The following is a 12,134-nucleotide window of genomic DNA, read 5'->3' as shown; positions in this document are numbered from 1 at the left end:
CTCAGAACGTGCCGCGAATGCCGATGCCAAACATTCGCGGCGAGGTCATCGAGCCCTGCGTGAAGGCCACTGTGCCGCGCGCGGCCTCGAGCAGGGTCGGGCTGCGTTCGTCGAAGAGGTTGTTCACATAGCCATAGACTTCAAGATTGTCGCGCAGCTGATAGCTCGCATGGATATCCACGAGGGTGTAATTGTCCACCTCATAGGCCGGAGTATTGGCGGTATTGGAATAATAGCCGTCAATAAAGCGCACCTGGCCACCAAGTTTCAGCTTGTCACTCGCATCCCAGCTTGCGCCAAGGGTGAAGGTCTTGCCGGGCGAGCGGGCAAATTCATTGCCCTCCCAGGCCTTTGCCGAAGACATCTCGTCGATCTTCGTCCTGAGGAAACCGGCACTTGCGCGCAGCGTCAGGCTGTCGACGGGCTTGTAATCCGCACCGATCTCAAGCCCGTAGGAATGGGCTTTTTCAGCATTCAGCGTCTGGGTCTGGTTGATCCCGGACGAGGTCATCTGGGTCACACTGTGCTGGGCGTTGGTGTAATCCATATAAAAGAGGTTTCCGGTCAGGAAGAGCGTCTCGTCAATCAGGCTTGCCCGGCTGAAGAGTTCATAGTTCCAGACGGTCTCTTCCTTGTATTTCGTCCAGTCGCGGGTGCCGACGAAATCAAGCGAAATGCCGCCGGGATTATAGCCCTTCGAGATCATCGCGCCGACGGTCCAGTCCGGCGTCGCCGCATAGGACAGGGTAAGCTTCGGCAGCACCTCCTCAAACGTCTGATCATAATCGATATCGCTGTTGGCAAAGAGCGGCGAGACATCGCCGGTGCGACGCAGATGGTCACGCTGATAGCGAAGCCCGCCCGAAAGCGTCCATTGGTCATCAATACGCCAGCTGAGTTCGGCATAGACGCCTAGCTGGTTCTTCTTGTCGTTGAAGGTCGAAATACCGCCCTGGTTCAGCCATTCATCCTGATCGCTATAGGCGACGTAAAGACCGGCCACCCCAGAGAAAACATCTTCGGGCGTGCCAAAGGCCAGCTTCGATTCATTCGAGAAATTCTTGCGCCACATATTGGCGTCTCCGGCGGTGGGCGTGCCGACGCGGCGTTCAACATCGGATTTCGAGGTCTCGAATTTATTGGTCAGTACAAGACCGTTGCCCAGATCGTAATCGACATCCAGCACAGCGGTATCGGTCACCGTATCCCAGCCCGGCATCCAGATCGTGATCGAACGCAGATCGCTGTATTCGGGGTCTTCCGCCGCACCCTCGGCGCTTGGCCGGGTCACATCCGAGCGCGAATAGGTCAGTTTGACCGTCAGCCCGTCAATATCGGCGGGCTGCCACAGCAGCTTGGCCCGACCGGTGAAATTGCTGAAATCCTGGCCGATTTCGTTCTGGATAAAGCGCGGGCTGACATAATCGATAAAGGTGTCGCGCGCCGCGTAATCCAGCGCGATCCGTGCCGCGAGCTGGTCATTGATCGGCCCGCTCCAGGCAAATGAGGCGCGGCGCTGGTTGTAATTGCCGAATTCCAGCCGGTAGCTGCCCTCGGGCTCCCAGGTCGGGTCTTTGGTATTCACGAGGATCGCGCCGCCAATGGCATTGGCGCCCTGGCTGGTGGTTTGCGGCCCGCGGAAGACCTCGACGCTGCCGACATCCCAGGTGGCAGTGCCGCCGAAATACAGCTCGGCCCAGCTGAGATAATGACCATCCACATTGACCGTCGCGCGCGGCATGGTCCCGGCAAAGAACGCCGTCGCGCCTGTATGCGGGCCTTCAGAGTTCTGGCCCCGGATCACGGGGGTTGAGACATTGTCGGTATAGATGACGTTCGGCGTGCCCTGCAGCACAGTGCGGACCTCATCCTTGCCCGGCTTGTCCTGCTCAAGCTCTTCTGCGGTCACAAGGGTCACCGAACTCGCGGTATCCTTCAGATCGCGCTGCTGTTTTTCGCCGGTCAGATAGATCGTGCCCAGATCGACGGGCGTGTCCTGGGCATAGGCGGCATGGGCCGCGAGGGCTGCAATTATGGTCAGCAGGCTGGCCCCACGCGCCAGCCGGCCATGATGAAAGTTCGGCATGATGTTCCCCGGTTTCTGGTGAGGCACATGCGGAGGCGGGCGATGGGCTGGCGGCATATGATGAGTTCCGAATTGCATAACGTGTTATGCATGTCAATTCGGCTGCCATGTGCGGGCCTTTACCCCGGCGCCCATGCTGCATTAAGATCTCGCAGAGCCTTTCATGGTCGCTGCCCGAGGCAAAGGAATCCCAGGGATGATGGAATTCGAGATTTTCCCCGACGAGGATGCCGGCGCTGTCGATACAAGGCGGGTGACCACCATTCAGTCGATTTCGGTCGCGATGCGGTTCCTGAACATCCTCGCCGCCGCCGAACGTGCTCTGCCTCTGGGAGAGCTCGCGCGGCTGTCGCGCACCGGCCGGTCGACCGCGCATCGCTATATGCAAAGCCTCGTGAAAGAGGGGCTCGCGGTGCAGGATCCGGTCTCAAGCCATTACGATCTGGGCGCGGCGGCTCTGTCGATCGGCATTGCAGCGCTGCGCCGGGTTGATGCTGTTGAAATGGCCGGGATGCAGATGAAGCAGCTGGCCACTAATCACGCGATCAGCGGCGGGGTCGCGATCTGGACCGAACGGGGCCCGACCCTTGTCCGCTGGTATCGCAGCGCGCTTTTCGCGATTTCGCCGGTGCAGCTGGGGGATGTGCTGCCCATCGACAATTCAGCCTGTGGCCAGGTGTTTCAGGCCTTTCTGCCGCGCGCGGTGACCGAGGCCGCGCGCCGGATCCAGCCCGCCGCTTTCGCCGGCGACCCGGTACAGCGTCCGCAGCTTGACCAGATCCGCCGCACCGGCTGGGTCGAACTGACAAGCCATCTTCTGTCAGGTATCACCGGCCAGGCCGCTCCGATCCTCGATGCCCAGGGCGAACTGGTCTGTGTGGTGACCTCAGTCACCGATCTGGGGAAGCTGAATGCGCCGGGCGACCGGCTTGCACTACAGGATGTGGCGAGGCTGATAAACCGCGCTACAGGTGGTCAAACCGCGCTGGATCAGCCCTGATCCGCCGCGCGCGGGCAGGGGATCACCATCGGACGCGCGGTCAGTGGATCGGGCATCACCAGCGCCGGCAGATCAAACACCTGCCGGATCAGATCTTCGGTGACGATGGCATCAGGCGCGCCGGTCGCGATGACCTGCCCCTCGCGCATCGCGATCAGATGGGTCGCATAGCGGAAGGCAAGGTTCAGCTCATGCAGAACCGCCACTACCGTGCGCCCGGCGCGGTTCAGACGTGCCAGCATTTCAAGCAAATCAACCTGATGCACGATATCAAGGAAGGTCGTCGGCTCATCCAGCAAAAGGATCGGGGTCTCCTGGGCGAGCGCCATCGCGATCCAGACCCTTTGCCGCTGCCCGCCTGACAGTTCCGCCAGCGGCCGGTCGGCCAGATCGGCTGTGCCGGTATCGCGCAGCGCCACCTCGACCGCTGCCGCATCCCCTGGCGACCATTGCCGCAGAAAGCTCTGATGCGGAAAGCGTCCCCGCGCGACCAGATCCGCCACGCTGATCCCCTCGGGCGCGACCGGCGATTGTGGCAAAAGGCCAAGCCGACGCGCCACCTCACGCGAGGGCAGGGTATGGATCGCCTTTCCGTCCAGCAGCACCCGCCCGCTTTCCGGGGTCAAAAGCCGCGACAAAGCCCGCAGAAGAGTGGATTTACCACAGGCATTAGGGCCGACGATCACCGTGAAAGATCGGTCCGGCACCTCCAGCGACAGATCCCGCGAGATCATCCGCGTCTCATAGCGCAGCGTCACATTCTCGGCGCTCAGGCGGTGCTGCATCATATTCTCCTTTCGCCCGACCGCAGGCCCGGCGGGTTTTTTGGCGGCTCTTCGTATTGCATTGCGGGATGCGCTCTGCAATATGGGAGACAGCTACCCCCTTCCGATGTCGTTTCCGGCCGGGGCCAGCCATTCCCCTACAGTATCCCCGGCAGCACAGAGGCAAATTCGCGCCCGGCTCCGGAGCTGCGCGCGCAAGGATGAGCATATGGCCAGGATCAGTACAGAATCCGTCGAAGACCGCAGCGGGATTCTTGAGGAAGAGGATCACATGCGCGGAATGGAGCGGATCGGGATGGAAGTCATCTCGATCAGCAGGCCTTTCGCTTCGGTCGCGCGGGTCACCGGCCGGATCGCACCGGCAGATCCCGCGCCCTGGATGCCGCCAAACCAGGCCGTGCGCATTGCGGTCGGGGAACCCGAAGGGCAGCGCCCGGTGGTGCGCGTTTACACGATCCGCGCCTTCGATCCTCTGCGCAGCGAAGTCGAGATTGATTTCGTGATCCATGAGGATGACAGCCCGGCGATGCGCTGGCTGAAAGCCGCGCGTCCTGGCACGGTGCTGCCAGTGATCGGGCCGCGCCAGCATTTCATCCCGCTGCCCTCGGGCGACAGGCGGGCGGCGATCTTTGCCGATGAAACCGCGATCCCGGCGGTCTATGCGATCCTGAAGGCCTGGCCTGCCGGGCTGAAAGGCTCCGCCTGGATCGAGACCCCGGACCGTGGTGCCTTTGACGAATTGCCGCGCCCTGACGGGGTCGATCTGCATCTTATCCTGCGCCCGGCGGGCGTCGCCGCGGGAACAGCGCAGAGTTTGCTTCAGGCGGCGAAGGCCCTGCCCGATCCGCATAACTGGACGGTCTGGGCCGCAGGCGAGCGCGTCGAGATGCGCGATCTGCGCAATCATCTGCGCAAGGCCGGCGTGGCGCGCGCCGATCTCCAGGTGCTTGGCTACTGGAAAAAGGGGATGAGCAGCTCGGATCTCGACCGCGCGCGACTTGCCGAATATGAGGCGCTGCGCGCCCGGGGCCTCACCCTGGAAACACTTGGCGATATCGATCTGCCGGTCTGAGAATGACAAAAGGTATCCGTATGTTGCGCCTTTCCCTGACCGTTTTTGCCCTGATCACCCCGCTTACTGCCAGGGCCGAAGAAGGCTGGCCGCGCAGGGTGACCGATGCGCTTGGCGAGGTCGTGATCGCGGCAAAGCCGGTCAATATCGCCTCGACCGCGCCCAGCCTGACCGGGATCCTGCTGGCAATCGACGCGCCGGTGAAATCGACATCGATGGCGATGATCGGGCCTCTGACCGACGAAAAGGGCTTCTTCCTGCAATGGGCGAAGACGGCGGATGAACGCGGCGTCGCGCAGCTTTACGGCAATCTGACCTTTGACATAGAATCGCTGATCCTGGCCGACCCGGATCTGGTTGTGGCCTCTTCGACCGGCGGGGATGCGATCCTGCCCTATGTCCCGGCGTTGCGCGCACAGGGCATGACGGTGGTTGTACTGGATTATTCCTCCGGGTCCTGGGAAGACCTTGCCCGCCAGCTTGGCCGTGCCACCGGGCATGAGGCGGGCGCCGAGGCGGTGATCCGGGATTTCGACGCGCGCGCCGCCGATCTGGCGGCACGGCTTGAGATCCCGCCGGGGGATGTGTCGCTGGTATCGTATAATTTCAGCGGCACTTACGCGGTGTCAAAACCGACCAGCGCCCAGGCAAAGCTGCTCTCGGTCCTTGGCTTCACGGTGACGGGTCTGCCGGAGGCGATGGCGGGCAATGTTACCCGGGCTTCGGATTTCGATTTCATCTCGCATGAGAATCTTGGCGCGGCGATCACCGGCGAGGGGGTCTTTCTCCTGAACGGCACCGAAGAAAGCGTGGAGGCGTTTATGGCCGATCCGGTTCTGGCCAATCTGCCGGCGGTGAAATCCGGCCAGGTCTGGCCGCTGGGGCCGACCTCGTTCCGCGTCGATTACTATTCCGGCCGCGATATTCTGGAGACCATCGGGCGTTACTTCGCCAGATGACGGGCAATGGCGGCAGAAGGGGCGCAGGGATCTGGCTGGCTGGGTTGCCGGTGCTTTTTTTGCTGTCGCTTGCCAGTCTCGCCATCGGTTCGCGCGCGGTGCCGCTGTCGGAGCTCTGGCGCGCGCTGACCGCATTTGATCCCGGCAATGACCTGCATCTTGTGCTGCGCGAATTGCGGCTGCCCCGCACCGCGCTGGCGCTTGGCGCCGGTGCCGCGCTTGGCCTTGCCGGGGCGGTGATGCAGGCGGTGACGCGCAACCCCCTGGCCGAGCCGGGGCTTCTGGGTGTGAATTCCGGTGCGGCGATGGCGGTTGTCCTGGGGGCATCGGCTTTTGGCCTGACCCAGATCACGCAATATGTCTGGTTCGGCTTTGTAGGTGCCGGGCTGGCGGGGGTTGCGGTCTTTATTCTGGGCCGCGCGCATGGGTCGGGCACCGATCCGGTGCGTCTTGTGCTGGCGGGCGCCGGGCTTTCGGTGCTTCTGGGGGCGGCGACCGGCTTTGTGATTCTGAATTCCGGGCTGGATGTGCTGGATATATTCCGCAACTGGGGTTCGGGCACGCTGGAGGGGCGCGGCATGGCGGTCGCTCTGGTGATGTGGGCGGCCCTGGTGCTGGGCGGCGGGCTGGCGCTGGTGCTGGCGCGCGATCTGAATGCCCTGTCGATGGGGGTCGAGATCGGTCGCGCGCTCGGGTTGCGGCCGGGGCCGGTCTGGGCGCTGTCCTGCCTTTCGGTGATGATCCTGGCCGGGGCGGCAACTGCAAGCGCCGGGCCGATTGCCTTTGTCGGGCTGGTCGCGCCGCATCTGGCGCGGGCGCTGAGCGGGCCGGACAATCGCAGCCTCCTGCCGCTTTCCGCGATTATCGGCGCAGGCATCCTGACCGCGGCCGATATCCTTGGCCGTATCGTGGCCCCTCCGGCCGAGCTGGCAGCGGGCATCGTCGCGGCGATCCTTGGCGGGCCGTTCTTCATTCATGTCGCGCGGCGTTTCCGGCTGGTGCGGCTGTGAGGGTCAGAGGCCAGCGCGTCTTGCGGATCGGCGGGCTCAGCCTGTTATGGCGCCCCCGCGCCATGCTGGTCTGCGGGCTGCTGATCGCATTTGGCCTGCTCCTTGGCCTTTTCCTGCTGGCCAGCGGCACAATGCGGCTTACGCCTGCCGGGGCGCTGGCGGGTCTGACCGGCCAGGCCGAAACCGATGTGATCAACCGCCTTGTCCTGCGCATCCGGCTGCCGCGGCTGCTGACCGCCGCGATGGTCGGGGCGGCGCTTGGCATGTCCGGCGCGGTGTTTCAGTCGATCTCACGCAATGCGCTCGGATCGCCGGATGTGATCGGTTTCACCACAGGCGCGGCAAGCGGCGCAATCGCGCAGATCATCCTGTTCAATGCCGGGCCGGTGCAGACCGCGCTGGCGGCAGTGGCCTCGGGGGTGATGACGGCGCTGGTCGTCCTCTGGCTGGCGCGCGGCCGGAAAGGCGGGCGGGAAGGGGGCGGCGGCTACCGGCTGATCCTTGTCGGTATCGGCATGGGCGCGCTGATGTCGGGGCTGAACACGCTGTTGATGGTGATGGGCGATCTGGAACGTGCGATGTCAGCCCAGATCTGGCTGGCCGGATCCCTGGCCGCGCGTGACTGGACCCATGTCGCAACCGCCTGTGCCGGGCTGGTCGTCTTCGCGCCGCTGGTTTTGTGGAATGCACGGCGGCTTCTGGTGATGTCGATGGGTGATGATCTCGCGCGCCAGCTCGGGCTTGACCCGGGTCGCACACGGCTGGTTCTGGTGCTGGCCTCGGTCGGGCTGGCATCCGTTGCGACGGCCTGTACCGGCCCGATTGCTTTTGTCGCGCTGGCCGGGCCGCAACTGGCGCGCTGGCTGACCCGTTCGCCCGATGTACCGGTGGTTTCGGGAGCAATTGCCGGGGCTCTCCTGCTGCTGAGCGCGGATCTCGTCAGCCAGAATGCGCCTTTCGGCCTTGCTATGCCGATCGGGCTGACCACAGGGCTGCTGGGCGGGCTTTATCTGATCCTTGTCTCGCGCCGCCTCTAGGTGCTGTTGCCGTGATGACAGGCCAAAGGTCTCCGTAAGGGCTCCGGCATCATAAGACCCAAAAGCGGTCGCGCAGAGCAGATCCCGGTTGTCGTGGCACAAGGATATGTCCATTTCAGCCGCATTGATAACCGGATCAGATCGGACGGGGCCAGTATTGCGGCAAGCCGCGCCTTGCGCGCCTCGTCCGTATCGCATCAAACTGCGATCAGCGGCCGGGCCGCCCTGATCCCCCGCCTGGAACCCCGCATGACCTATACCTTTCTTCACACCTCTGATCTGCATCTGGGCCGGCCTTTTGGCGGCTTTCCCGAAGACATTCGCGGCCGCCTGCGCGAGGCGCGCCATACCGTCATTTCCCGTCTCGCCCATGCGGCCCGCGACAATGGCGCGCGCGATGTGCTGCTGGCAGGTGATACATTCGACGCCGAGACCCCTTCGCCCGAGACTTTGCGCCACGCGCTTCGGGCCATGGCGGTTGAGGGCGATCTGCGCTGGTTCCTGATGCCCGGCAACCATGACAGCCTCGCGGCGACCGAGCTCTGGCGCCGGATCCTTGCCGATGCGCCGGCCAATCTGACGGTTCTTGACCGGCCCGGCGCGCTGGAACTTGCGCCCGGTATCTGGCTTTTGCCGGCGCCCCCGACACAACGCCGCCCGGGGCGCGATCTGACCGAAGCGATGTCGGCGCCAACCCCGGAGGGCGCGATCCGCATCGGCCTTGGCCATGGCGCGATCATGGATTTCACCGATGGCGAGGGCAGCCCGGGGATCATCCCGCCGGATCGGGCGCGGCTGTCGGGTCTTGATTACCTGGGCCTTGGCGACTGGCATGGGCGGATGCAGATCGGCCCCGCGACCTGGTATTGCGGTACACCCGAGGCGGATGGGTTCAAACATGCCACAGCCCCGGGCGCGCTTGCGGTCGGCCTTGACGCCGGCGGCGCGCCGGCACGGGTGGAAGTCACCCCAACCGGTCAGTTTCACTGGCTGCGGCCAGAGCTTGATCTGCTGCCGGGCGAGGATATTGCGGGCCATCTTGCCGGGCTTCTGCCCGGCGAAAACCAACGCCGGGACAGTCTCATTCGGATCGAGGCCAGCGGCCGTCTGACCCTGGCCGAACGCGCCGGTCTTGAGGCCGCGCTGGCCGCGATCGCCCCGGATTTCGGCTGGTTCGAGGCCGATCTTTCCCGCCTTGGCACAGATGTGCAGCCGGATGATCTCGACCTGATCGACCGGGGCGGTGCGCTGCGCCGGGCCGCAGAAGGTTTGCTTGATGAGGCCCGCGACCCGGCGCTGGCCCGGATCGACCGCCAGCTGGCCGAAATGGCACTGTCCCGGCTCTATGCGCTGGTGCAGGAGGTCGAGGCATGAAGATCCGCGCGCTTGAGTTGACCAATCTGCGCCGCTTCGGCGCAAAACGTGCCCGGATCGAGGGCATAGGCGACGGGGTCTCGGTGCTGTCGCAGCCCAATGAGTTCGGCAAATCGACCTTTTTCGACGGGCTGCATGCCCTGTTCTTCCAGGCGCATCGGTCATCGCGCGCGCCGGTGAAAGCATTGCAGCCCCATTCGGGCGGTGCCCCCGAGGTCGCGGTAGAGCTTGACCTTCCCGAGGGCCGGTTCCGGCTGGAAAAACGCTGGCTCTCGCGCCCGACGGCGCGGGTGCTGGATGCAACGGGCAGGCTGATCGCGCAGGAGGACGAGGCCGAGGCCTGGATTGACCGGCTGACAGGTCAGGGGCTGGCCGGGCCTTCGGGGCTTTTATGGGTGCGCCAGGGTCTTCTTGGGATGGAACCGGAAGGCGCCGGTGCCGCCGATAAATCGGACCGCGAAAAGGCGCTGACAGCGCGGCGCGATCTTTTGTCCTCGGTCGCGGGCGAGATCGAAATGATGACCGGCGGGCGGCGTATGGATCAGGTCCTTGCGCGGGTGAATGAGGCGCTTGCGAAGCTTGCGACCAATACGCTGCGGCCGAGATCGGGCGGGGAATGGGCGCGTGCCACTGACGAGGCCGAGGAGCTCGCACAGGACCGCGCGGGGCTTGAGATCAAGGTGGCCCGGCTTTCCTCTGAACTGGCAAACCGCGCGGCGATCACCCGCGATCTGATCCGGCTGGCCGACCCGGATCAGGCGGCGCGCGACCAGGCCGCCTTTGATCAGGCAGGCCAGGCATTGCGCGCGGCCGAAACCCATGCCGAACAGGCCCGCAAGGCCGAAAGCGACCTGCGACTGGCGCAGCTGACCGCAGGGCAGGGCGCGGAAACGATCCGGCGGCTTGAAGATCTGAAGCTCCGGCTTGGCCAGGCCATAGCCGCGCAGGCGAAGACCTCGGAAGAGCTGGCGAGAACCGAGGCCCTGACCAGCGAGGCCGCAGCCCTTGATACGACAGCGGCCCGCGAACAGGCCGCCGCCGCGGGGGCGGTGCAGGCCCTTGCCGCGCGGCTGGATCTAGCGCAACGGGCCGGGCTGGCGCTGGCCGCACGCGATCGCATGGCAGGTCTTGCCGCAAGGCTGGAACGCGCCGACCGTCAGCGCACGGCGCTTGATGACCATCTCGCGGCCCGCAGCCCTTTGAAGGTCACGCGCGACCTGCTGGATCTGGCGGAAAAAGCCCAGGGCGAGCGCGACCGCCTGGCGCTTCAGGACGAAGCGCGTCTTGTTGCGGTGACCCTCACCTATTCGGGCGCGGCGCGGGTCACGGCCGCAGGTCAGCCCATTGGCACGGAAGGGCTGAAGCTCAGGGGAAGCACCGCGCTGGATCTGCCCGGCATCGGCCGGATGGTGATCGACCCGGGCCTCGTTGCGGCAGGCGATATCGGCGCAAAGCTGCAACAGGCGCAGGACCGGCTGGCCACAGCGCTGATGGCCTGCGGCGCGGCGGATCTGGCGGCCGCGCGTCACGCCTTTGCCGAGACCGGGCGGCTCGATGCGGCCATATCCCAGGCGAGGGCGCTGCTTGCAGAGCTGGCGCCCGAGGGGACTGACGCCCTGCGTACCGCGCTGGCGGTGGCGCGCAGCGAGGCGGGTGATCTGCCGGGCGCGGCGCCGGATGCGGCATCGGCGGAAGACATTGCCGGTCTGCAAAGCCAGCTCCGCAGTGCCAGAGAGACCGAAGAGCGCGCGCAGGTGCACAGGCGCGAGGCCGAAGCCCGTCATGCCCGCCTGCGCGAGGCGCGCGCCGCATCGCGTGCGGCGGAGCTGGCCGCCAGGCAGGTGCTGGACGCGGTCCGAGCCGAGGCCGGTGATCCGGTGGACCTTGCTGCGCGGCTTTTGCACCTCGCCCAGGTCCAGACCGGGCTGGCCGGGGCCGAAACCCAGGCCGCCGGGACCCTGGCCCGGCTGACCACCAACGCCCCCGATCTGGAGACCGCCCGGGCGGCTGTCACCCGCCTTGCCTCGGTGATCGAGGGACGGCGGCGCGACCGGGCACGGCTGGAAAGCGACCTTGCCGGGGTGAGCGGCTCAATCGGGGCGCTGGCCGATGAGGGGATCGAGGAGGCGCTTGGCGATCTGCGGGGCCGCGAAGCGACCGCCCTTGCCCGCGCGGCCCGTTATGAACGCGAAGTGAAGGCGCTTGCCCGGTTGCGGACGGCGCTCGAAGCGGCCAGACGCGAGGCGCGCGAAGCCTATCTTGGCCCGGTCCTGCGCGAACTTGACCCGCTTCTGTCGATCCTGCATCCGGGCGCATCGCTCAGGATAGACGATACCAGCCTCCTGCCGGTGGCACTGATGCGCGACGGTCAGGATGAAGAGATCGAGATCCTGTCCGGTGGAACCAGGGAACAGCTGGCGGTGCTGACGCGGCTGGCCTTTGCGCGGCTCTTTGCCCAGTCGGGCAGATCGGTGCCGGTGATCCTCGATGATGCCCTGGTCCATAGTGATGATGACCGGATCGAAGCGATGTTCACCGCCCTGCACCGGGTGGCGCAGGATCAGCAGATCATCGTCCTGACCTGCCGCCAACGCGCCTTTGCCCCCCTGGGGGGAGAGCGGCTGCACGCGCAGATCAGCTCGGTTTAAGGGCGCGGTTTTGCGCAAGGACCTCTGCGCTGCTGCCTCTGGCATATCCGGGCGGCCAGGCGGTTTCGGAGGCCCTGCGCAACCTGGAGCAAACGGCCCGGGACCAGGCCTGTGGTGGTGCTGAGAAACACGGGGGACCCGGCCATCCGGCGCCTGTGAGGCG

At 65.4% G+C, this 12,134-nt stretch carries 9 protein-coding genes; 7 read left to right on the top strand and 2 right to left on the bottom strand.

Annotated features, from left to right (window positions below):
- Position 1: 1 nt before the first annotated feature.
- Positions 2-2,086 (bottom strand): TonB-dependent receptor, encoded by a 2,085-nt coding sequence (locus M3484_RS12765; RefSeq protein WP_249497162.1) that lies wholly within the window; start codon positions 2,084-2,086, stop codon positions 2-4.
- Between the two features lie 196 nt (positions 2,087-2,282).
- Between M3484_RS12765 and M3484_RS12760 the strand changes: the two genes are divergently transcribed.
- Positions 2,283-3,086 carry an IclR family transcriptional regulator gene (locus M3484_RS12760; protein ID WP_502942463.1) on the top strand — a complete coding sequence of 268 codons (804 nt, stop codon included), beginning with the start codon at positions 2,283-2,285 and terminating at the stop codon, positions 3,084-3,086.
- Here M3484_RS12760 and M3484_RS12755 read toward each other — a convergent pair.
- A complete protein-coding gene (locus tag M3484_RS12755) occupies positions 3,077-3,871 on the bottom strand; it encodes an ABC transporter ATP-binding protein (RefSeq protein WP_249497161.1) in 795 nt (264 codons plus the stop codon). The genes M3484_RS12760 and M3484_RS12755 overlap by 10 nt on opposite strands.
- Positions 3,872-4,079: 208 nt before the next feature.
- On the opposite strand from M3484_RS12755, the gene M3484_RS12750 reads away from it, so the two are divergent.
- From M3484_RS12750 to M3484_RS12725, 6 genes are all read left to right on the top strand, one after another.
- Complete coding sequence (locus M3484_RS12750; protein ID WP_249497160.1) at positions 4,080-4,943, top strand: siderophore-interacting protein; 864 nt, start codon at positions 4,080-4,082, stop codon at positions 4,941-4,943.
- A 20-nt stretch (positions 4,944-4,963) separates the two neighbouring features.
- A complete protein-coding gene (gene fepB, locus M3484_RS12745) occupies positions 4,964-5,902 on the top strand; it encodes a Fe2+-enterobactin ABC transporter substrate-binding protein (RefSeq protein WP_249497159.1) in 939 nt (312 codons plus the stop codon).
- A complete protein-coding gene (locus M3484_RS12740; RefSeq protein WP_249497158.1) occupies positions 5,899-6,912 on the top strand; it encodes a FecCD family ABC transporter permease in 1,014 nt (337 codons plus the stop codon). Before fepB ends, M3484_RS12740 begins: the two co-directional genes overlap by 4 nt.
- A 62-nt stretch (positions 6,913-6,974) precedes the next feature.
- Positions 6,975-7,949, top strand: a complete 975-nt coding sequence (locus M3484_RS12735) for a FecCD family ABC transporter permease (protein ID WP_249497282.1) — start codon at positions 6,975-6,977, stop codon at positions 7,947-7,949.
- Between the two features lie 249 nt (positions 7,950-8,198).
- On the top strand, positions 8,199-9,323 hold the full coding sequence (locus M3484_RS12730) for a metallophosphoesterase family protein (RefSeq protein WP_249497157.1): 1,125 nt from the start codon (positions 8,199-8,201) through the stop codon (positions 9,321-9,323).
- A complete protein-coding gene (locus tag M3484_RS12725) occupies positions 9,320-11,971 on the top strand; it encodes an AAA family ATPase (RefSeq protein ID WP_249497156.1) in 2,652 nt (883 codons plus the stop codon). Before M3484_RS12730 ends, M3484_RS12725 begins: the two co-directional genes overlap by 4 nt.
- Positions 11,972-12,134: the final 163 nt, after the last annotated feature.

The sequence above is a fragment of the Pseudomonas sp. GX19020 genome (assembly GCF_023371075.1).
Taxonomy (GTDB): domain Bacteria; phylum Pseudomonadota; class Alphaproteobacteria; order Rhodobacterales; family Rhodobacteraceae; genus Pseudogemmobacter.
The sequence above is the reverse complement of the archived record's forward strand: the minus strand, read 5'-3'. Positions and strand labels throughout refer to the sequence as shown.

Bases quoted from the DNA above. Each gene is read 5' to 3' on its own strand.
- M3484_RS12725 (WP_249497156.1), top strand. From the start codon at position 9,320: ATGAAGATCCGCGCGCTTGAGTTGACCAATCTGCGCCGCTTCGGCGCA.
- M3484_RS12750 (WP_249497160.1), top strand. From the start codon at position 4,080: ATGGCCAGGATCAGTACAGAATCCGTCGAAGACCGCAGCGGGATTCTT.
- M3484_RS12735 (WP_249497282.1), top strand. From the start codon at position 6,975: ATGCTGGTCTGCGGGCTGCTGATCGCATTTGGCCTGCTCCTTGGCCTT.
- fepB (WP_249497159.1), top strand. From the start codon at position 4,964: ATGTTGCGCCTTTCCCTGACCGTTTTTGCCCTGATCACCCCGCTTACT.
- M3484_RS12760 (WP_502942463.1), top strand. From the start codon at position 2,283: ATGATGGAATTCGAGATTTTCCCCGACGAGGATGCCGGCGCTGTCGAT.
- M3484_RS12755 (WP_249497161.1), bottom strand. From the start codon at position 3,871: ATGCAGCACCGCCTGAGCGCCGAGAATGTGACGCTGCGCTATGAGACG.
- M3484_RS12740 (WP_249497158.1), top strand. From the start codon at position 5,899: ATGACGGGCAATGGCGGCAGAAGGGGCGCAGGGATCTGGCTGGCTGGG.
- M3484_RS12730 (WP_249497157.1), top strand. From the start codon at position 8,199: ATGACCTATACCTTTCTTCACACCTCTGATCTGCATCTGGGCCGGCCT.
- M3484_RS12765 (WP_249497162.1), bottom strand. From the start codon at position 2,086: ATGCCGAACTTTCATCATGGCCGGCTGGCGCGTGGGGCCAGCCTGCTG.